Source organism: Citrobacter sp. BDA59-3 (assembly GCF_015167655.1).
GTDB lineage: Bacteria > Pseudomonadota > Gammaproteobacteria > Enterobacterales > Enterobacteriaceae > Phytobacter > Phytobacter diazotrophicus.
Window position 1 is genome coordinate 2,024,346 of sequence record NZ_CP063427.1, and the last position, 21,272, is coordinate 2,045,617.

General features: G+C 54.2%; 21 protein-coding genes. 10 read left to right on the forward strand and 11 right to left on the reverse strand.

What is annotated here, in order from left to right; genetic code table 11:
- Positions 1–2 precede the first annotated feature (2 nt).
- From IP582_RS09555 to manX, 3 genes are read right to left on the reverse strand one after another with little or no spacing between them, the layout of a single operon-like run.
- Positions 3–857, reverse strand: coding sequence for a PTS mannose transporter subunit IID (locus IP582_RS09555; RefSeq protein ID WP_039079532.1), 855 nt, complete (start codon positions 855–857; stop codon positions 3–5).
- A 12-nt stretch (positions 858–869) separates the two neighbouring features.
- The gene (gene manY / locus IP582_RS09560; protein ID WP_039079531.1) at positions 870–1,670 is read right to left on the reverse strand and encodes a PTS mannose transporter subunit IIC; all 801 of its coding nucleotides are present in this window, start codon (positions 1,668–1,670) and stop codon (positions 870–872) included.
- Between the two features lie 60 nt (positions 1,671–1,730).
- On the reverse strand, positions 1,731–2,690 hold the full coding sequence (gene manX, locus IP582_RS09565) for a PTS mannose transporter subunit IIAB (protein WP_193795764.1): 960 nt from the start codon (positions 2,688–2,690) through the stop codon (positions 1,731–1,733).
- A gap of 442 nt (positions 2,691–3,132) precedes the next feature.
- Here manX and yoaE point away from each other — a divergent pair, with 442 nt between their 5' ends.
- Complete coding sequence (yoaE, locus tag IP582_RS09570; protein WP_193795765.1) at positions 3,133–4,692, forward strand: CNNM family cation transport protein YoaE; 1,560 nt, start codon at positions 3,133–3,135, stop codon at positions 4,690–4,692.
- Between the two features lie 5 nt (positions 4,693–4,697).
- On the opposite strand, the gene IP582_RS09575 is transcribed toward yoaE, so the two are convergent.
- The 4 genes from IP582_RS09575 to pabB all read right to left on the reverse strand — a co-directional run bounded on the left by IP582_RS09575 (position 4,698) and on the right by pabB (position 9,915).
- Positions 4,698–6,290, reverse strand: a complete 1,593-nt coding sequence (locus IP582_RS09575; RefSeq protein WP_193795766.1) for an EAL domain-containing protein — start codon at positions 6,288–6,290, stop codon at positions 4,698–4,700.
- 133 nt (positions 6,291–6,423) lie between these two features.
- The gene (gene sdaA, locus IP582_RS09580) at positions 6,424–7,788 is read right to left on the reverse strand and encodes an L-serine ammonia-lyase (protein WP_193795767.1); all 1,365 of its coding nucleotides are present in this window, start codon (positions 7,786–7,788) and stop codon (positions 6,424–6,426) included.
- 183 nt (positions 7,789–7,971) lie between these two features.
- Positions 7,972–8,550 (reverse strand): CoA pyrophosphatase, encoded by a 579-nt coding sequence (locus IP582_RS09585; protein WP_193795768.1) that lies wholly within the window; start codon positions 8,548–8,550, stop codon positions 7,972–7,974.
- A 3-nt stretch (positions 8,551–8,553) separates the two neighbouring features.
- Entirely contained in the window at positions 8,554–9,915 is a 1,362-nt protein-coding gene (gene pabB, locus IP582_RS09590; protein ID WP_193795769.1) for an aminodeoxychorismate synthase component 1, read from the reverse strand.
- 83 nt (positions 9,916–9,998) lie between these two features.
- Between pabB and IP582_RS09595 the strand changes: the two genes are divergently transcribed.
- Together IP582_RS09595 and IP582_RS09600 are read left to right on the forward strand one after the other, a co-directional pair.
- On the forward strand, positions 9,999–10,178 hold the full coding sequence (locus IP582_RS09595; RefSeq protein WP_193795770.1) for a YoaH family protein: 180 nt from the start codon (positions 9,999–10,001) through the stop codon (positions 10,176–10,178).
- 34 nt (positions 10,179–10,212) lie between these two features.
- Positions 10,213–11,253 carry an SMI1/KNR4 family protein gene (locus IP582_RS09600; RefSeq protein WP_193795771.1) on the forward strand — a complete coding sequence of 347 codons (1,041 nt, stop codon included), beginning with the start codon at positions 10,213–10,215 and terminating at the stop codon, positions 11,251–11,253.
- A 35-nt stretch (positions 11,254–11,288) separates the two neighbouring features.
- Here the strand turns inward: IP582_RS09600 and IP582_RS09605 are convergent, their stop codons facing one another.
- Positions 11,289–11,633, reverse strand: coding sequence for a RidA family protein (locus tag IP582_RS09605; RefSeq protein WP_039079523.1), 345 nt, complete (start codon positions 11,631–11,633; stop codon positions 11,289–11,291).
- 110 nt (positions 11,634–11,743) lie between these two features.
- Between IP582_RS09605 and IP582_RS09610 the strand changes: the two genes are divergently transcribed.
- The 5 genes from IP582_RS09610 (at position 11,744) to rnd (ending at position 18,120) form a co-directional block, all read left to right on the forward strand.
- The gene (locus IP582_RS09610) at positions 11,744–13,654 is read left to right on the forward strand and encodes an ATP-dependent DNA helicase (RefSeq protein WP_039079522.1); all 1,911 of its coding nucleotides are present in this window, start codon (positions 11,744–11,746) and stop codon (positions 13,652–13,654) included.
- A gap of 59 nt (positions 13,655–13,713) precedes the next feature.
- Entirely contained in the window at positions 13,714–14,409 is a 696-nt protein-coding gene (tsaB, locus tag IP582_RS09615; protein ID WP_193795772.1) for a tRNA (adenosine(37)-N6)-threonylcarbamoyltransferase complex dimerization subunit type 1 TsaB, read from the forward strand.
- Between the two features lie 38 nt (positions 14,410–14,447).
- Positions 14,448–15,029, forward strand: coding sequence for a Slp family lipoprotein (locus IP582_RS09620; protein ID WP_079496708.1), 582 nt, complete (start codon positions 14,448–14,450; stop codon positions 15,027–15,029).
- A gap of 206 nt (positions 15,030–15,235) precedes the next feature.
- On the forward strand, positions 15,236–16,921 hold the full coding sequence (fadD, locus tag IP582_RS09625) for a long-chain-fatty-acid--CoA ligase FadD (RefSeq protein WP_125125698.1): 1,686 nt from the start codon (positions 15,236–15,238) through the stop codon (positions 16,919–16,921).
- Between the two features lie 71 nt (positions 16,922–16,992).
- Positions 16,993–18,120 (forward strand): ribonuclease D, encoded by a 1,128-nt coding sequence (gene rnd, locus IP582_RS09630; protein WP_193795773.1) that lies wholly within the window; start codon positions 16,993–16,995, stop codon positions 18,118–18,120.
- Between the two features lie 98 nt (positions 18,121–18,218).
- On the opposite strand, the gene minE is transcribed toward rnd, so the two are convergent.
- Genes minE through minC form a run of 3 tightly spaced genes read right to left on the reverse strand, consistent with a single transcriptional unit; the run spans position 18,219 to position 20,019 of the window.
- Complete coding sequence (gene minE / locus IP582_RS09635) at positions 18,219–18,485, reverse strand: cell division topological specificity factor MinE (protein ID WP_039079511.1); 267 nt, start codon at positions 18,483–18,485, stop codon at positions 18,219–18,221.
- A gap of 3 nt (positions 18,486–18,488) precedes the next feature.
- Positions 18,489–19,301, reverse strand: coding sequence for a septum site-determining protein MinD (gene minD, locus IP582_RS09640; protein ID WP_039079510.1), 813 nt, complete (start codon positions 19,299–19,301; stop codon positions 18,489–18,491).
- 22 nt (positions 19,302–19,323) lie between these two features.
- Positions 19,324–20,019, reverse strand: a complete 696-nt coding sequence (minC, locus tag IP582_RS09645) for a septum site-determining protein MinC (protein WP_039079509.1) — start codon at positions 20,017–20,019, stop codon at positions 19,324–19,326.
- Positions 20,020–20,140: 121 nt separating this feature from the next.
- Here minC and IP582_RS09650 point away from each other — a divergent pair, with 121 nt between their 5' ends.
- Both IP582_RS09650 and IP582_RS09655 read left to right on the forward strand, forming a co-directional pair.
- Positions 20,141–20,410, forward strand: a complete 270-nt coding sequence (locus IP582_RS09650; RefSeq protein ID WP_039079508.1) for a YcgL domain-containing protein — start codon at positions 20,141–20,143, stop codon at positions 20,408–20,410.
- A gap of 152 nt (positions 20,411–20,562) precedes the next feature.
- Positions 20,563–21,222, forward strand: a complete 660-nt coding sequence (locus tag IP582_RS09655) for a fumarylacetoacetate hydrolase family protein (RefSeq protein ID WP_193795774.1) — start codon at positions 20,563–20,565, stop codon at positions 21,220–21,222.
- The last annotated feature ends 50 nt before the right edge of the window (positions 21,223–21,272 follow it).

Sequence of the window (21,272 nt, forward strand, 5' to 3'; positions counted from 1 at the left end):
GATTACAGACCTAACAGGCCAACCGCATACCCTACGATCCCGATGACGAAGAAGCCAACGATGATCCACAGCGGGTTCACTTTCTTACGTAACAGCCACATACAGGCGAAAGTCAGCAGTAGCGGAACCAGGCCTGGCATCAACTGATCGAGGATGGTTTGCACAGTCGTGACATTTTGTTTACCGGTCTGGTCGGTAATACGCGAGACCACCAGCGGAATGTTAACGTGTGTCCACTTATTAACCAGCGCCCCCATGACAAAGAGGCCGAGAATGGATGCCCCTTCTGTCAGTTTCTGCAGGAAACCGCCGCCCATATCCTGAACGATATCAATACCCTTACGATAACCATAGGCTACACCGTAATAGCGGGTTGCCAGGCGCACCAGGTTAAACAGGAAGAAGAACAACAGTGGCCCAAGCAGGCTGCCGCTCATGGCAATACCCGCACCAAGCGCTGCAAATACCGGACGTACGGTACCCCAGAAAATGGGGTCACCCACGCCCGCCAGCGGCCCCATCAGACCCACTTTGATACCGTTGATGGCACCATCGTCAATCTCTGCCCCGTTCGCACGCTGTTCTTCCATCGCCAGCGTTACACCCAGTACCGGCGCTGCAACATAAGGATGGGTATTAAAGAATTCCAGGTGACGCTTGATAGCTTGTTTACGCGCGTCGTTGTTCTCCGGATACAGGCGTCTGATAGCCGGTACCATCGAGAAGCAGAAACCCAGCGCCTGCATACGTTCGAAGTTCCATGAACCCTGAAACAGGTTAGAACGGATGAACACGCCACGAATATCACCCGGAGTGAGTTTTTTCTCAGTGGTAGTTTTAGTCGTCATATCAACCATTTCGCTCACCTGTTAGTCCAGTTCGTTATCGAGATCGTTATTACCAGCAGCCTGTGCAGGCCCGCCAGCAGAGCGGTTATATTTCGGGCTCAGTTGGATATAAAGGATGGCCATCACGGCACCAATCACACCCAGCGCAACGAGGTTGAAGTTAGTAAACGCCGCCGTCACGAAACCAAGGTAGAAGAACGGCATCAGGTAGCCTGCGCGCATCATATTGATAACCATCGCATAACCAACCACCACGATCATGCCGCCAGCGATGTTCAGACCACTGGTTACGACTTCCGGAATGGCGTTCAGCATACCCTGAACTTCACTGGTCCCGACGGAGATAGCAACGATAACGGCCGGGATAGCGATACGCATGGCCTGAAGGAACAGGGAAGAGACATGGATCCAGGACAACGCCGTGAGGTTGCCGTTGTTTGCCGCCTTATCCGCCGCGTGCTGGAAGGCCACGGTGATGGTACGCACGATAATGGTCAGTACCTGGCCTGCTGCTGCCAGTGGGATAGCCAGCGCGATACCAGCGCCGATACTTTGATGACCAGCGATAACCAGGACGGTTGAGATAATAGAGGCGAGCGCGGCATCGGGCGCGACCGCCGCACCGATGTTCATCCAGCCCAGCGCAATCATCTCCAGGGTGCCGCCGATGATAATACCGGTTTTCATATCCCCCAGGACGATACCCACCAGCGTACAGGCCACTAACGGACGGTGAAACTGAAATTCATCGAGTACCGATTCCATACCGGCAATACACGCGACGACGAACACCAGCACAATCTGAAGAGTGGTAATCTCCATTGTACTTCTCCTATGCTAAACAAACGTAAGTGTGAAACTGAGTCAACCAACCCGGCGCGGTTACTTCGCGACCTTATTGATCAAATCCATCATTTTCAGTTTCGGGTCATTAGAAACTTTGCGAACTTCCAGCTCGATATTGCGTTCGTTGAGCTTTTTGAAGGCCGCAATGTCTTTTTCATCCACCGAAACCGCGTTGTTCACCTGAGTTTTCCCCTGCCGATAGGCCATACCGCCGATATTGACGGTGGTGATTTTCACACCCTCTTCAACAATGCGCAGTACGTCAGTTGGGTTGGTAAACAACAGCATCACCCGCTCACCCGCGTATTTCGGGTTGTTGTAAACACGGATCATCTTGGCAACGTCCACCACGTGCGCCGTCACCCCGGGAGGCGCAACCTGTGTGAGCAGCGTCTTACGTACGTTATCGGCTGCAACTTCATCACTGACGACGATAATGCGCGTCACGTTTGTTTCTTTGGTCCAGCGTGTTGCGACCTGACCATGGATCAAGCGGTCATCAATACGGGCAAGACCAATAACCATATAGTCATTCGGTCCCATCGGTTTTACTGGAGCCGCAGGTTTAGGGGGCGCAACGGGCGTCGGTTTTGCCACAGGTTTGGCTTTCAGCGCTTTCACGCCTTCGCGTCCTGTTTCCACCGCGACAGCTACCAGTTCATCAAAGGTTGGGTTGTCGTCTCGCGCCATCAGTGTTTCCACGAGCATAGGAATATTGACGCCAGCCACCACTTCATAATGCTCTTTATCGACGACAATGCGGCTGGCAGCATTGAACGGGCTACCACCCCATGTATCAACGAGAAATAGCACGCCCTGATGTGTATCGAGCTTTTCCAACTGCGCGTTGTATTTCTCGATTAACGTCTCGGCGTTTTCACCTGGAACGAAATCGATCCAACCGACGTTCTCTTGCTCGCCCAATAGCATTTCGGCGGTTTTGAGTAACTGTTCCGCAGCCCAACCATGTGTGCCTATCACAATAGCAATGGTCACTTGCTACCTCCTTCGTTTTTGTCGTTAACGCATCATTAACTGATGCGTTCTGAATCTCTCTGACAGCCCGAATCGATTCAGACAGGGCTTAGAAAGAAAAAACTAAGACTTCCGGGAATTATTTTAGATAGTGAAAAAATAATTTATGTGATGAACATCCGTAATTTAGCTTTAGCGTACGGGAAATTTCGGAGCGAAAAATATCTCTCAAAATGCAAATTCAGGTAAATCTTTGCAAAACCCAAAGTCTCTCTGATATGTTTAACATCCGTTTACATTATCAGGAGTACAGGGCATCAGCCCGCCGTATGGACCGTCACCGACGCCAGTTCCCCCTTTGGCCTGTTTGCGCCAGCCATTCTTTAACCTTGAACCCCCTTGTTGTCATCATGCCTGCGCACACCTACGCGCGGACTCATCATGCCTTTAGCAGGAGCTTGCCATGGAATTCTTAATGGACCCCTCAATATGGGCGGGGTTGTTGACACTTGTTGTTCTGGAAATTGTTCTTGGTATTGATAACCTGGTATTTATCGCCATCCTCGCCGATAAATTGCCGCCAAAGCAGCGAGATAAAGCGCGCCTGATTGGCCTCTCTCTGGCGCTGGTGATGCGTTTAGGCCTGTTGTCTCTGATCTCCTGGATGGTCACGCTGACAAAACCGCTCTTCTCCGTCATGGATTTCACCTTCTCTGGCCGTGATTTGATCATGCTCCTCGGGGGGATATTCCTGCTCTTTAAAGCGACGACCGAGCTACATGAAAGGCTGGAGAATCGTCAGCACGACGAAGGACAGGGTAAAGGATATGCCAGTTTCTGGGTGGTGGTGGTACAGATTGTTATTCTTGATGCCGTCTTCTCGCTTGATGCGGTGATCACAGCGGTCGGAATGGTGAACCATTTGCCGGTCATGATGGCAGCTGTGGTCATTGCCATGGCGGTGATGCTGTTGGCATCCAAACCGCTGACCCGCTTCGTCAACCAGCATCCCACGGTAGTGGTGCTCTGTCTGAGCTTCCTGCTGATGATTGGTCTGAGCCTGGTCGCGGAAGGTTTTGGTTTCCATATTCCGAAAGGCTACCTGTACGCGGCGATTGGTTTTTCAATCATTATCGAGCTGTTCAACCAGATTGCCCGTCGCAACTTTATTCGTCATCAGTCAACGCTGCCGCTGCGTGCGCGTACCGCCGATGCGATTTTGCGGCTGATGGGCGGCAAACGTCAGGCCAGCCAGACGCAGGATACAGACAGTCAGTCGCCGGTATCGGTGCCGGAAGGCGCGTTTGCCGAAGAAGAACGTTACATGATCAATGGCGTGTTAACGCTGGCTTCCCGCTCGTTGCGTAGCATCATGACGCCGCGCGGTGAAATCAGTTGGGTCGACGCTAACCTGAGTGTGGAAGAGATCCGCCAGCAGCTTCTTTCCTCGCCGCACAGCCTGTTCCCGGTCTGTCGTGGTGAACTGGATGAGGTGCTGGGTATTGTTCGCGCGAAAGAGATGCTGGTGGCGCTGGAAGAGGGGATGGACGTTGCAGCAATGGCGTCGGCCTCGCCGGCGATCGTCGTGCCGGAAACGCTGGACCCGATAAAACTGCTGGCCGTATTGCGCCGTGCCCGTGGTAGCTTCGTCATCGTCACCAATGAATTTGGCGTGGTGCAGGGGCTGGTAACACCGCTGGATGTGCTGGAGGCGATTGCCGGTGAGTTCCCGGATGCTGACGAAACGCCGGAAATCGTCGCTGACGGCGATGGCTGGCTGGTTAAAGGCGCCACCGATTTGCATGCTCTGCAACATACTCTGGGCCTGGACACTTTAGTCAACGAAAACGAGGATATCGCCACCGTTGCGGGCCTGGTGATCGCCATTAATGGTCAGATCCCCCGTCCGGGTGACAAGCTGGAGCTTGCGCCATTGCATATCAGCGTTATCGAAGCCAATGACTATCGCGTCGACCTGGTACGTGTTGTTAAAGAGCGACCGCTTCACGACGAAGAAGAGTAATTTCCCTATGGCATAAGCGGCATCATTAGCCCTTTACGCCGTGCTGGCGGGGAAGTCCACCCTGCCAGCCAACGCGGAAACTCTTTAATTGGCATAGGCTTCGCGTACAGAAATCCTTGTAATATATGGACCCCCCGTTGCCGCAGATGCTGCGCCTGACGGGGGTTTTCTACCCCTTCCGCCACCAGTTCAATATTCAGACGTTGCCCAAGGGCGATAATCATATCCGTCACCGTCGAGTTCACCGCATCCGTACCAATAGCCATGGTGAAGGACTTATCAATTTTTAAGACATCCGGGCGCAGTCTCTCCAGCCAGGACAGTGAACTGTTGCCCGTACCAAAATCGTCAATCGCGATTTTGGCCCCCCTGCGATGAAGCTCGCGCACCATACGGTAATCCACGTCATGCAGCGCGTCGCGCTCGGTAAGCTCTATGGTTAATTGTTGCACCGGGTTCGCGTGATACCAGAGGCGATTAAGATCCTGGAGCAACATGCCATGGCGCAAGTGGCTCGGCGCGACATTGATACCAATCTGAAACGTACTGTCCGCCGGGAAAAGCCCAAGCTGACGCTGGGTTTCCGCCATCACATAGCGTGTCAGTGGGGCGATTAAATTGTGCTGTTCAGCGATGGGAATAAAAACATCGGGAGGGATCCAGCCCTGACGAGGGTTGTTCCACCGCAACAGTATTTCGACGCCGATGCAGGTGTTATTGTTCGCCTCCAGAAGCGGCTGGCAAAATAGCTCAAATTCCCGTGCGGCAAGGCCCAGATTGATCTCGCCGGAAAAACTCATACGGCTGGCCGTGGCCAGCCAGGCAATATAACCAATCAGTAAACTCAGCAGCAGCCCCAGCGGTAATTGCGACGGCAAATGACGCCATGCCAGCGCGCCTGCTCCCGGTCCGGTCACGCTGATGATAAAAGGAAAATGTTCTGATTCCTGTTGATAACGCTCTTCATTATTCAGTTCCGGCAGACGATTACTGACGCCGCTACCATAGGTCAGATGACGGTCATTCATGCTCAGGCTGGCGGAGGTAATCAAGGGCTCATCAGGTTCCAGCATTAAATTGCTCAGCAAATCGATATTAACAACCTCGATAATGCCGCTCTGACCGTCGGTGGCGGCGGGATACCACATGATCATCACCGGGCTGTTTTTTAAAAGCGACTGATCGGTGGAAAGCATCATGACTGATTTTGTCGACGGTAACGCGGGTTGCAGTTGCTTAATAGGCACATCCCGATAACCAAATATGCTCGAGCAGTACAGGATCCCGTCTTTTATAAGCCCGATGTCACGCACGGTCTGCAAACTGGCGGCCTGAGTGCGCAATTGCAGGTGGGCATTGACGCAAGATGTCCCGACGAGGGGCAGAATCACGTCACGTTTGTGTTCAAGGGGTAAGAGTAATTTATCGAATGATTCAACAGCATGTGCGGTGAAAGCGACAATTTTCTGCTGATTAACATTGCGCTCCGAAATAAAGAGAATGGCGAGAGTGGAAATGAGCGTCACCATTGCCAGGGCTACGCAAATTGCTAAGCGCTTGCGCAGATAGCTTTTAATAATTCGCTGTGCTGTTTGCATGCCGTGACCGCCTTAAAAGCCACTGGCCTGGAATTTCCGCCAGAACAAAGAAAGTGTAGTTGGGAAAGCGGGAATGCGATGAGAAAAGGCACGGAATTTAGCCCTTCCGTCGTAGAAGGGCTGGAAAAGAGTATTAGTCGCACTGAACCTTAATGGCGAGGCCGCCACGAGAGGTTTCGCGATACTTCGCATTCATATCTTTGCCGGTCTCGTACATGGTTTCGATAACCTTATCCAGTGAGACCCGGGGGGCGCTGGTACGGCGCATGGCCATACGGGAGGCATTAATGGCTTTGACGGAGGCGATAGCATTACGCTCAATGCAGGGCACCTGTACCTGACCGGCTACCGGATCACAGGTGAGGCCAAGGTTATGCTCCATGCCGATTTCCGCCGCCACGCACACCTGTTCCGGGCTGGCGCCCAGTAACTCCGCAAGGCCCGCCGCCGCCATTGAACAGGCGACACCCACTTCACCCTGGCAACCCACTTCGGCACCGGAAATCGATGCGTTCATTTTGTACAGTGCGCCAATTGCGCCTGCGGCAAGGAAATAGCGGATATAAATGTCCGGGCTGACGGACTCGATAAAGTGGTCATAATAGGCCAGCACTGCCGGGACAATACCACAGGCCCCGTTTGTTGGCGCTGTCACCACACGCCCTCCGGCAGCGTTCTCTTCATTCACTGCCAGCGCGAACATATTGACCCAATCGATCACATTCATTGGATCACTGGATAGTTTATCGCTGGCAACCAGCATACGGCGCAGCGCCGAGGCGCGACGTGGAACGCGCAATGGGCCAGGCAGCACGCCTTCTGTATTCATCCCGCGGTCGATACAGGCACGCATGGTCGCCCAGACATGACCAAAGTACGCTTCGATCTCCTGCCTGCTATGCAGTGCCAGTTCGTTTTGCATCACCATGCCAGAGAGTGACAGGCCGGTCTCTTTGCAATAAGTCAGCATATCGCTGGCGGATTTGAACGGGTAGGGAACGGTCACTTCGTTGAGCACTTCTTTACCAAAATGCTCTTCATCGACAACAAAACCGCCACCGATGGAGTAATAGGTCTTGCTGTAGACTTCGCGCTCACCATTCCACGCGTGGATGCTCATGGCATTTTCGTGTAGCGGCAGGTTGTCGCTGTGAAAACGCATGCCGTTATCCTGTGGGAAATCGACTTCCCGGCGGCCCTGCGCCAGCAACAGGCGGCCCCGGTTTTCCACATCGCGAATAAACGCAGGGATGGAATCAATGTCTACCGTGGCCGGCTCATTGCCAGCCAGACCCATAATAATGGCGATATCGGTATGGTGGCCTTTACCTGTCAGCGACAGTGAGCCATAAACGTCCACCGCGACGCGGGTAACGCTTTCCAGTAATCCTTTTTCGACCAGGTCATCGACGAACTGTTTCCCGGCTTTCATCGGGCCAACAGTGTGGGAGGAAGAGGGACCAATACCCACCTTAAACATGTCGAATATACTAATCACATTAACACTCCTGACAGGGTTACCGGGGGTTCCAGTAACGATGTAATAACTGCGCATAGTGTAAGAGGGAAGTGTGCGGGCAGCTTAATTATTCACATGAATTAAACTAATGCCTAACCTCGATTTTACTAATAGCGCGCGGCCACATTCCGCTGTCTTAAAAATGCTTCATGCTAAGTATAGTCAAGGGCGAAGCCCCACCTGCAGCGCCAGCTCACGAATTATGCCCGCGGTCATGCCCCAGACAAAATAATGCTGATACCAGGAGAGCCAAACCCGGTGCGCGTTGCCCTGACGGTGAATGTCCAGTGGATGATAGCGCCCCAGGCGTAGCGCCTCGGCAAGCGGCATTTCAAACACCGAAGCCACCTCATCTTCGCTGGCATGGTAGTGCAGGTCAGGGGGAATGATCCCCACAACGGGCGTCACGCGAAACCCGGTGACGCTGTCAACCGGCGGGAGCACACCGATAACCTCGACGGAGTCGGGTGGGATGGCGACCTCTTCTTGCGCTTCGCGCAGGGCCGCGGCAATCAGCGAGGCATCGGTATCATCAACGGCACCGCCGGGAAAGGCGACCTGCCCGGCGTGTTTTCGTAATCGTGGCGAGCGCTGTGTCAACAGTAACCCAGGCTGCTCGCGCCGCACCACCGGCACCAGCACTGCCGCCTGCCGCGCATTTGCGGCGGTGGGGTGTAGCTGGGGGCGTAAAAGCTGAAAACGCGAGAGAAAATCATCCAGGGTTAAGTTTGGCTGCGCCACGGTTTAGCTCTCCAGTTGCTGCAAGATACGGTTAACTTTATCAAATGTTTCCTGATATTCAGCCTCTTCGTAGCTGTCCGCCACGATGCCGCCCCCCGCTGAGCAGAAGATTTGCCCCGCCCACGCCGTCAGGGTACGAATGGTGATGCTGGTATCCATGGCGCCGCAAAAACTGATGTACCCAATGCTGCCGCACCAGGCATTACGCCGTTGCGGTTCCAGTTCATCAATAATCGCCATGGCGCGAATTTTGGGCGCACCGGTAATCGACCCACCCGGAAACGCGGCGCGTAGCACATCACTGGCATGCAATGTGGCAGGCAGCTTTGCTGTCACCGTACTGACCAGATGGTGAACCGCCGGAAAGGGTTCAACGGCAAACAGCGTCGGCACGCGTACGGAGCCGGGCACAGCCACCCGACCAATATCATTGCGCATCAGGTCGACAATCATCAGATTCTCGGCCCGGTCTTTCGTTGATGCGGCCAGTTTTTGCGCCTGTTGCGCATCGTCCAGGGCGTCAGGCAGGCGCGGGAGCGTGCCTTTAATGGGGCGCGTCTCGATAACATCATCCTGTAGCTGAATAAACCGCTCCGGCGACAGGCTTAAAATCGCACCCTCTTCCAGGCGCAAAAAAGCACTGAACGGAGCGCGATTCGAGCGGTTCAGGCGGCAAAAAGCCTGCCATTCATCACCGATATAATGCGCCTGAAAGCGCTGTGCCAGATTAACCTGATAACAATCGCCGCTGTGCAGCCAGGCCTGTACCTGACGAAATTTCGCACCATATTCAGAGCGCGTCATATTTGCCTGCCAGGGGGAGGTCAGGCTAAACGGGGAGACGGACGGCGGCGTTTGGGCGTTAAGCCAGGCCAGACGCGCCTTCGGATCCCGGTAGCTCAGCAGCGTGACGTGCTGTTTATGGTGATCTACCACCACGGCCCAGTCATAAATACCGATCGCCATATCCGGCAGTAAAATGTCTTTTTGCGCGAATGCGGGCAGTTTTTCAAAGCGACGTCCTAAATCGTAACCGAACAGTCCGAGTGCCCCGCCCTGAAACGGCAGATCGTTGTTAGTCTGTGGGCGGATCCCGGCCTTGTTGATGGCCTGCTTCACCAGGCTAAACGGATCCTCTGTGGACTCGCGCGCGCCATCCGCATCGGCGATGGTGGTCTGTTCACTCCGGGTGACAAGTGTTGAGAGAGGATCGGCAACCAGGATATCAAAACGGTTGCAGGCATGGTCCGCGTGACCAGAGTGCAGCAACATCGCCCATGGTAGATGATTTATCAGGGAAAAATAGTGCTCTGCGGCATCGGGATGCCACGGTAACGGTATGACAGTGGGGGAAAACGTCTTCATTAGTCCTGGCTCTTTACGCGATCGCTGGCGCATAGCCACGGCGCATGAAATAATTAGCGCGAATAATTTAGCAGGAGTTCACGATGTTTGCAGGTTTACCTTCCCTCAGCCACGAACAGCAGCAAAAAGCCGTCGAGCGTATTCAGGAATTAATGTCACAGGGCATGAGCAGCGGTCAGGCCATCTCTCAGGTGGCGGATGAATTACGCGCCAGCCATAAAGGCGAACGGATTGTGGCGCGCTTTGAAGACGAAGATGAGTAAACCCTGAGTGTGGAGGCGGTGAATGGAAAACGTGATGCCTGAGACAGTACCGGATGCGATCCTTGCGTTTATCACCGCGGCCGTTATCCCCGGCGATCTCACGCTTCCTTTTCACTACCCACAGCCAGAGCAATGGCACGCGTGGCATTGCGGTTTTCGCTGGCACGGCGTCACCGGGGAAAGCCTGGTGGCTGACACGCCCGGGATGTGGCAACCCGGATGGTATTTGATAGCCCTTAATGGTCTGGACGATCCGTTCTTTATCGATTTGAACGAAGCGGCAGACGGCTACCCGGTCTATTATGCCGCACACGGCGCGGGCCGCTGGCAGGCAGAACGCATCGCACCCGGTTTGCACGCCTTCCAGTCCTTTTTACGTCAGCTATGCCATGCTGATGAGGCGACCACGCAGGCGTTACTTGACGCGCATACCGAAGCGGACAGTCCATTCTGGCTTGAGCTTCGGGAAGCGCGCCAGGCAGACGATGGCGACGACGATAACGTCCCTGACGTTGATCCGCAGGACTGGCAGGCGGGGCGTCTGCTCATTACCGATATCGGCCCGCAGAAACTCAAAGTGGTTCATGTCCTCAGAAAAGCGCTGAATTTACCGCTGGCTGACGCGCTGAGTTTTGTCGCCAGCCCGCCGATTTGTGTGGGGGAGGATTTCCGCCTGCGCTTGCGCCCACTGGAGCGCGAATTACAGGCCACTGGCGCACATGTTACTTTTGCGCCTGCGGGCCCGGTGCTGGAAACTCTGCGGTTAAATATGGCGCTTGGCATCGACGCGCTGATTGCCTGCGTGAAGGCCGGGCAGGGTAAATCGCTCTACTATGATGTGTATTCAACACACGACGGGGCTTTTCAGGCAGGCGATGCGCTTTATGTGGTTGCCAGCGATGACGCCGAAGCCGCGGCAGCAACGGGGCGATACCACCACTTTGCCTGTATGGGCGAACATTTTCAGTCCGTCGTGGAACTGGCGATCCAGCAAAAGCCTGACGCCTGCGACAGTGAAATTATCCGCGCACTCAACCATTACCTTGAGTACGACGACTTTTTGGATATGGAATAAATTCCGGCGCGGGATGCGCGCCGGATTGTGTCCTGTCAGACGGCGGCAACAATTTTAATTTCGACTTTGTACTTCGGGTTCATCAACCCGGCCTGAACGGTGCAGCGTACAGGCGCATGACCGGCGACAACCCACGCGTCCCAGGCTTTGTTCATCGCCGCGAAATCACTTTTATCCACCAGAAAGATTGTCGCATCCAGAATGCGCGTCTTATCGCTACCCTGTCTGGCCAGCACGGCGTCAATCTGCGCCAGGGTGTTGGCGGTTTGTTCAAAGGCGTCGGCATCAAGATTTTCCGGCACACCCGTGTAGTAGAGCGTCTGGTTATGGATAACTGCGTCTGACCAGCGGGCGTCGGCATCAATGCGGGTAATGGTCATATTTTATTCCTCATGGTTTTCCTTATGATTGCGGGCAAGACTGCCACAGACTGGCGCAAAACCCAATGCCCTGACATAATCGCTGGCGATTTATCCAGTGTGGGGGCAGTGTGACGGACGATTTTGCAACAGACGGTCAGTTGGCCAAAGCGATACCGGGTTTTAAACCCCGTGAACCACAACGTCAGATGGCCCATGCCGTCAGTGACGCAATTGCCCGCACACAGCCGCTGGTGGTAGAGGCGGGCACCGGGACCGGGAAAACTTATGCCTATCTGGCTCCGGCGTTGCGCGCCGGCAAAAAAGTGATCATCTCAACGGGATCAAAAGCCCTACAGGATCAGCTATACAGCCGTGATTTACCGACGGTGGCAAACGCGCTCAAATTCACCGGCCATACCGCGTTGCTTAAAGGACGTTCAAACTACCTCTGCATTGAGCGACTGGAACAGCAGGCGCTGGCGGGGGGCGATCTGCCGGTGCAAACCCTCAGTGACGTCATTTTATTACGCTCCTGGTCAAATCAGACCAAAGATGGCGACATCAGCACCTGTGTCAGCGTGGCGGAAGATTCTGCCGTCTGGCCGCTGGTGACCAGCACCAATGACAACTGTCTGGGCAGCGACTGTCCGATGTACAAAGACTGCTTCGTGGTAAAAGCGCGCAAAAAAGCGATGGATGCCGATGTGGTGGTGGTCAACCATCACCTGTTCCTGGCAGACATGGTGGTGAAAGAGAGCGGTTTTGGCGAGCTTATCCCGCAAGCCGAAGTGATGATCTTCGATGAAGCGCATCAGCTTCCGGATATCGCCAGCCAGTATTTTGGCCAGTCTATCTCCAGCCGCCAGTTACTGGATTTAGCCAAAGATTTCACCATTGCCTACCGCACCGAGTTACGTGATACCCAGCAGTTGCAAAAATGCGCCGACAGGCTGGCGCAGAGCGCACAGGATTTCCGCCTGCAATTGGGTGAACCGGGGTATCGCGGCAACCTGCGAGAACTGCTGGCCGATGCCCATATCCAGCGGGCGTTGCTGCTACTCGATGACGCGCTGGAACTTTGTTATGACGTGGCAAAACTGTCGCTTGGACGTTCGGCCCTCCTCGACGCGGCGTTTGAGCGCGCAACGTTGTACCGCGCACGGCTCAAACGGCTAAAAGAGATCAATCAGCCCGGTTTTAGTTACTGGTATGAGTGCACCTCGCGCCATTTTACCCTGGCGCTGACGCCGCTTACCGTGGCGGACAAATTCAAAGAGGTGATGGCGCAGAAAAGCGGTAGCTGGATTTTTACCTCGGCAACGCTCTCGGTGAACGATGATCTGCACCACTTTACTGCGCGGCTCGGCATCGAAGAAGCGCAAACGCTGCTGTTGCCAAGCCCGTTCGATTACGCCCGCCAGACACTGCTTTGTGTGCCACGAAACCTGCCGCAGGCGAATCAACCAGGAGCGGCCCGCCAACTGGCGGCAATGCTCAAACCGATCATTGAAGCGAACAATGGTCGCTGCTTTATGCTCTGTACTTCTCACGCCATGATGCGTGATCTCGCTGAGCAGTTCCGCGCCACCATGACGTTGCCCGTTTTGCTGCAGGGAGAGACCAGCAAAGGGCAGTTGTTGCAGCAATTCATCACCGCAGGAAATGCCTTGCTGGTTGCGACCAGCAGTTTCTGGGAAGGGGTGGATGTGCGTGGCGACACGCTGTCGCTGGTCATTATCGACAAACTACCGTTTACCTCGCCGGACGATCCGCTGCTCAAAGCCCGGATGGAAGATTGCCGCCTGCGCGGTGGCGATCCGTTTGATGAAGTCCAGCTTCCGGATGCGGTGATTACCCTCAAACAGGGGGTGGGGCGCCTGATTCGTGACGTTGATGACCGGGGCGTGCTGGTTATTTGCGATAACCGTCTGGTGATGCGCCCTTACGGCGCGGTGTTCCTCGCAAGCCTGCCGCCTGCGCCGCGTACGAGGGATATTCGCCGCGCGGTTGCGTTTCTTGCGGCCTCTGTGACGGAGTAATTTGGCGCAGACTGTGTTAATATGCGCGCCATTTTGTTTTACCGGGACTGCGATTACCCATGCGAATTCTGGCCATTGATACCGCCACAGAAGCCTGTTCCGTCGCGCTGAACAACGACGGAACCCTCTTTGCTCATTTCGAACTCTGCCCACGTGAACACACGCAACGTATCCTGCCGCTGGTGAAGGATGTTCTCACCGAGGGCGGCGTTGCGCTGTCTGAACTGGATGCGCTGGCCTTTGGCCGTGGTCCGGGGAGCTTTACCGGCGTGCGCATTGGTATTGGTATTGCACAAGGGCTGGCGCTGGGCGCGGAGTTGCCAATGATTGGCGTCTCTACGCTTGCAACGATGGCAGAAGGCGCCTGGCGTAAGTCGGGGGCCACCCGTGTGCTGGCAGCCATTGATGCCCGTATGGGCGAAGTCTACTGGGCGGAATATCAGCGTGACACCGACGGCGTCTGGCACGGTGAAGAGACCGAAGCGGTCCTCAAACCGGACGCGGTGACCGCGCGCCTCAATGCGCTTTCCGGCGAGTGGGCAACCGTCGGCACCGGCTGGCAAGCGTGGCCGGATATGGCAAAAGATACCGGCCTGACGCTGACAGACGGCGGCGTATCGTTGCCGGAAGCACAAGATATGCTGCCTATCGCGCACCATCAGCTCTCGCTGGGGCATACCGTTGCCGTTGAGCATGCCGAGCCGGTTTATTTGCGTAACGAAGTGGCCTGGAAGAAACTTCCGGGCCGGGAATGAATCTCAGTAATTACAAGGCTGAGTGAAGGAGTCGCATCATGGCGAGTCAAAAAAGAGGTATGCGCTGGTTACTGGTGGGTATGGTCGCCGCAGCGTTAAGTGGGTGTGTTTCTGTGCCTGACGCGATCAAAGGAACCAGTCCGACGCCGCAGGATGATCTGGTGCGCGTGATGAATGCGCCAAATCTCTATATCGGTCAGGAAGCCCGTTTCGGCGGCAAAGTGGTGAAAATTGAGAATCAGCAAGGGAAAACCCGCCTTGAGATAGCCACCGTGCCGTTAGATGACGGGGCGAGACCGATCCTGGGCGCAACCTCTGTCGGGCGTATTATGGCCGACGTGAATGGCTTCCTCGACCCGGTGGACTTCCAGAACCAACTGGTGACCGTCGTCGGACCGATTACCGGTATCTATGACGGTCAGGTGGGCGGCGCTGCCTATAAATTCGCGGTGATCCGTGCTGATGGCTATAAACGCTGGCATATCACAAAGCAGGTCGTGCTGCCGCCGCAACCAATGGATCCGTGGATGATGGGGCCACACCCGTGGCATCGCGGGTACGGCGGTTGGGGCTGGTATAATCCTGGCCCCGCCTATGAACAGAGTGTTGTAACGGAGTAACGCTCTGTTCTGCATGAAAAACGAAACAGCGGCTGGTCCGCTGTTTCTTTATTTTGAAAAACCATAACAAAAATAATTAGTGATGCGCTTCGCAACCTTCAATTCGAACAATTAATAAACTGGTACGCTGAGTTAATATAATGTTAACGACTTGTTTATTAACAGGGGTTGTGATGACGAAAAATACACAGTTTAGAGGTGATGCATTGAAGAAGGTTTGGCTAAACCGTTATCCCGCCGATGTGCCTGCGGATATTAATCCCGATCGTTATCAATCCCTGGTTGAACTCTTTGAACACGCGACGGCGCGATACGCCGACCAACCTGCGTTCGTCAACATGGGGGAGGTGATGACCTTCCGCAAGCTGGAAGAGCGTAGCCGCGCTTTTGCCGCATACCTGCAACAGGGCTTAGGGTTGCAAAAGGGCGATCGTGTGGCGTTGATGATGCCGAATCTTCTGCAATATCCGGTGGCGCTGTTCGGTATTCTGCGCGCGGGCATGATAGTCGTGAACGTCAACCCGCTGTACACACCGCGCGAACTGGAACATCAGCTTAACGACAGCGGCGCATCCGCCATTGTGATCGTCTCCAACTTCGCCCACACGCTGGAAAAAGTGGTCGACAAGACGCAGGTTCGCCATGTGATCCTGACCCGCATGGGGGATCAGCTCTCTCCGGCGAAGGGCACGCTGGTTAACTTTGTCGTCAAATATGTGAAGCGCCTGGTGCCGAAATACCATCTTCCGGATGCTATCTCGTTTCGCCGTGCGCTGCAGGCGGGCTACCGTTTGCAGTATATCAAGCCGGAAGTCACGACCGACGATCTGGCGTTTCTGCAATATACCGGCGGGACGACGGGGGTAGCCAAAGGGGCGATGCTGACGCACCGCAACATGCTGGCCAACCTGGAACAGGTGAATGCAACCTACGGTCCTTTGCTGCATCGCGGTAAAGAGCTGGTGGTCACCGCGTTGCCGCTCTACCACATTTTCGCCCTGACCATGAACTGCCTGCTGTTTATAGAACTGGGCGGACAGAACCTGCTCATTACCAACCCGCGCGATATTCCGGGGCTGGTCAAAGAGCTGGCGAAATACCCTTTCACCGCCATGACCGGGGTAAACACTCTGTTTAACGCATTGCTCAACAACGACGATTTCCACAAACTCGATTTTTCCTCGCTGCACCTTTCTGCGGGCGGCGGCATGCCCGTACAGCAGGCCGTTGCCGAGCGCTGGGTGAAACTTACCGGCGAATACCTGCTGGAAGGCTACGGTCTGACAGAATGCTCGCCGTTGGTGAGCGTCAATCCGCATGATATTGACTACCACAGTGGCAGTATCGGCTTGCCGGTCCCGTCGACAGAAGTGAAGCTGGTGGACGATGCCGGCAATGAAGTTCCACCGGGTGAACCGGGTGAATTGTGCGTGAAAGGCCCGCAGGTCATGCTGGGTTACTGGCAGCGCCCGGCGGCGACCGATGAAATCATCAAAGATGGCTGGCTGTACACCGGCGATATCGCGGTGATGGATGGCGAAGGATTTATGCGTATTGTCGATCGCAAAAAAGACATGATCCTGGTCTCCGGCTTTAACGTCTATCCGAACGAAATTGAAGATGTCGTAATGCAGCATGAAGGCGTTAAGGAAGTGGCGGCCGTAGGCGTGCCTTCCGATGCCAGCGGCGAAGCGGTTAAAATTTTTGTGGTGAAAAAAGACGACTCACTGACCGAAGAAGCGCTTATCGCGTTTTGTCGCCGCCAGTTAACAGGTTACAAAGTGCCGAAACGGGTGGAATTCCGCGCTGAGCTACCGAAATCCAACGTCGGTAAAATTTTACGACGAGAATTGCGTGACGAAGCGCGCGGCAAAGTAGACAATAAAGCCTGAGCTATGCGTTAGTCGCCAGAACGCCGGTTAATCCGGCGTTTTTTGTGGGCGCAAACTAAAGAGAAGACGATTTGAATTACCAGATGATCACGACGAACGAGGCGTTGGCAGCGCTGTGTGAAGCTGCGGCTGGCACCGATGCTATTGCGCTTGATACTGAATTTGTCCGCACCCGTACCTATTATCCCCAGCTTGGTTTAATCCAGCTTTATGACGGGGAGAATGTGGCGTTAATCGACCCGTTAACCATCACTGACTGGGCACCGTTCCGCGATCTGATTACCAATACTCAGGTAACAAAATTCCTCCACGCCGGTAGTGAAGATCTCGAAGTCTTCCTCAACGCTTTCGGCGCCATGCCGCAGCCGATGATCGATACTCAAATTCTCGCGGCCTTCTCCGGGCGTGCGCTCTCCTGGGGTTTTGCGGCAATGGTGGAGCAGTACACCGGTGTGGCGCTGGATAAAAGCGAGTCGCGCACTGACTGGCTGGCCCGTCCGTTAACGACACGTCAGTGCGATTATGCGGCGGCCGATGTCTGGTATCTGCTGCCTATCGCGCGAAAATTGCTGGCTGAAACCGAAGAAGCTGGTTGGCTCAATGCCGCGCTGGACGAATGCCGCCTGATGATGCAACGTCGTGGCGAAATTCTGGCGCCGGAAGAGGCATGGCGTGACATCAGCAACGCCTGGCAGTTACGTACCCGCCAACTGGCATGCCTGCGTTTGCTGGCGGACTGGCGTCTGCGTAAAGCCCGCGAGCGTGACCTGGCGGTCAATTTCGTTGTTCGTGAAGAGAATCTGTGGGCCGTGGCGCGTTATATGCCGGGCAGCATGGGTGAGCTCGACAGCATTGGCCTCTCTGGCAGCGAAATCCGTTTTCACGGTAAAACGCTGCTGTCTCTGGTTGCACAGGCGCAGGCACTGCCGGAAGACGCGCTGCCGGAGCCGCTGTTGAACCTGGTGGATATGCCCGGCTATCGCAAAGCCTTTAAAGCTATCAAGGCACTGGTGCAGGACGTTAGCGAAAGCAAAGGACTGAGCGCAGAATTAATTGCTTCTCGTCGGCAAATTAATCAGTTACTTAACTGGCACTGGCAATTAAAACCGCAGACAAATTTACCGGAATTAATCAGTGGCTGGCGTGCGGAATTGATGGCTGAGCGGCTCAACGCATTATTAACGGAATATCCGCATTAATCCCTGTATATAAAAACAGGGGTTAAGCGTTAATAAAAGAAAAAGGCAGAGGGTTTCTGCCTTTTTTATTACTCCTGGCGCAGCGATCAACTGCCGGATTATTTCGTCTCTTCTGGTTCTGGCAAGGTAACGTTGAGTTCCAGAATGGAAATATCGTCACCACGTTGTTCCAGTTGGACTGAAACCATTTCCGGATCGATTTGAACATATTTACAAATCACCTCCAGAATATCCCGCTTTAGCTGCGGTAAATAATGGGGTTCAGCGTCACTGCGACGGCGTTCCGCAACAATAATTTGCAGTCGCTCTTTGGCAATGCTGGCGGTGTTCTTTTTTCTGGAGAGAAAAAAGTCGAGTAATGCCATAACTTATCCTCCGAACAGGCGTTTGAGGAAACCTTTCTTCTCTTCATCAATGAAGCGGAAAGGACGATCTTCTCCCAGTAGACGTTCAACGGTATCTGCATACGCTTTGCCTGCATCGGCAGTGGTATCCAGAATAACCGGCTCCCCCTGGTTGGATGCGCGAAGGACTGACTGATCTTCGGGGATCACGCCAACCAGCTTAATGCGCAGGATCTCCAGCACGTCTTCCATGCTGAGCATATCACCTTTATTAACGCGCCCCGGGTTATAGCGGGTCAACAACAGGTGTTCTTTAATCGGTTCCTGGCCGTTTTCGGCGCGGCGCGATTTGGACGCCAGGATGCCGAGGATACGGTCAGAGTCACGGACGGAAGAGACTTCCGGGTTGGTGGTGATGATCGCTTCATCCGCGAAATAGAGGGCCATCAGCGCGCCGGTTTCAATCCCCGCCGGTGAGTCGCAAATAACAAAGTCGAACTCCATTTTCTGCAGTTCATCAAGCACCTTCTCTACGCCTTCACGCGTTAACGCGTCTTTGTCGCGCGTCTGCGAAGCCGGGAGAATATAAAGATTTTCCGTACGTTTATCTTTAATCAGCGCCTGATTCAGCGTCGCATCGCCCTGAATGACGTTCACGAAGTCGTACACGACGCGACGTTCACAGCCCATAATGAGGTCGAGGTTACGCAGGCCGATATCAAAATCAATAACGACGGTTTTCTTTCCCTTCTGGGCCAAACCGGTTGCGATGGCCGCGCTGGAGGTGGTCTTACCCACGCCCCCTTTACCCGAAGTAACAACAATAATGCGTGCCATAGGAGTTCCTTGTTAAAAGGGCTTAATCTAACGGTTGAATAGTCAAAGCGTTATTCGCTAAACGTAAGCGCGCCGCTTTGCCATAAAAATCGGCCGGGATTCGATCGCTCAGCCAGTATTCCCCTGCGATGGATACCAGCTCCGCCGTGAGGTGAGTACAAAATATTTGCGCATCCTTGTCGCCGCTTGCGCCAGCCAGCGCGCGGCCACGCATCATGCCGTAAACATGGATATTGCCGTCGGCAATCAACTCTGCGCCTGCGCTGACGTGACTGGTGACAATCAGATCACAGTTTGGCGCATAAACACGCTGCCCGGAACGAACAGGAAGATCAATCAAGCGTGTTTTTGTGACTGGAGTAACAATGGGGGCCTCAGGGACAGGAACAGCAACCTGACGTTGCGGCTTTTCTTTGCCTTCTGTCAGAAGCGGCAACCCGGCACGTTCGATGTCGGCTTTCAGTTCGCTGTCTTTACAGCCGCTGATACCGACAACCCGTAACCCTGTCGCCAGAATAGTCTGTTGAATCGGCGACCAGTTGACCGGGCCCTCAAGGTCAGAAACATTAATAACAACAGGAGCATGTTTTAAAAAAGCGGGAGCCTGAGCGATTTTGTCTTCTAACGCCTGGCGAATAACCTCGGGTTTTGCATCATGCAAGTGAACCACAGATAAGGTAAAACTACTGCCTTTTAGCTCGATGGGCGTGTTTGACATCCTGACCTTACTCATTTTGCTATTATCACTCATGAGTGAGCGATATTCCGAAGACTATCAAGCATGTTATAGTCACTATTATATTCAGGCAAGTAACCACCCCTTAATTCAGAGCAAAAGTATGTTTTGTGTGATCTACCGAAGTTCCCGACGTGAACAGACTTATCTGTATGTCGAAAAAAAAGACGATTTTTCACGCGTGCCGGAAGAATTAATGAAAAGCTTTGGCCAGCCTCAGTTAGCCATGTTATTGCCCCTCGACGGACGTAAAAAACTGGCCAGTGCGGATCTGGAAAAAGTAAAAGAGGCATTACGTACGCAGGGATATTATTTACAGATTCCACCGCCGCCAGAAAATTTGCTGAAACAACATTTAGACAGCGAAAGATAGCTATCCCCGTCGGGCAAAGTGGCGGATCGATTCCGCCATTTGCTTTCCTCCTGCATACGCATTGAATGACAAAGTTTGCTATTTGACAAACCGCCATATGGCGCGGATAGTCATTTTTCGCACTTGTTCAATGCGTTACTTAGGGGAAAGACATGTACCAACATCATAACTGGCAGGGCGCACTCCTGGATTACCCGGTGAGTAAAGTCGTGTGCGTTGGCAGTAACTATGCGAAACATATTAAAGAAATGGGCAGCGCCACGCCGGAAGAGCCGGTGCTGTTTATTAAACCGGAAACCGCATTGTGCGACCTTCGCCAGCCGCTGGCGCTGCCACAGGATTTCGGTTCCGTGCATCACGAAGTTGAACTGGCCGTGCTCATTGGGGCAACGCTGCGTCAGGCTACCGAAGAGCATGTACGAAAAGCCATTGCCGGTTATGGTGTGGCGCTGGATCTCACGCTTCGCGATCTGCAGGCCAAAATGAAAAAGGCGGGTCAGCCGTGGGAAAAAGCGAAAGGCTTTGATAATTCCTGCCCGATCTCCGGTTTTATTCCGGCGGCAGAGTTTACCAGCGATCCGCAGAACACAACGCTTGGGCTCAGCATCAACGGTGAAGTCCGCCAGCAGGGGACCACTGCCGATATGATCCACAAAATTGTGCCGCTGATTGCTTACATGAGCCGCTTCTTCACGCTCAAAGCCGGGGATGTCATTCTGACCGGTACGCCGGAAGGTGTTGGTCCGCTGCATGGCGGGGACGAACTGGAGGTGAGCTTCAACGGCCTCTCGTTGAAGACCCGCGTATTATAAGTCGATTTGCCGCCTGAACGGCGGCAAAACTTGCATCCCCATGCCAGACT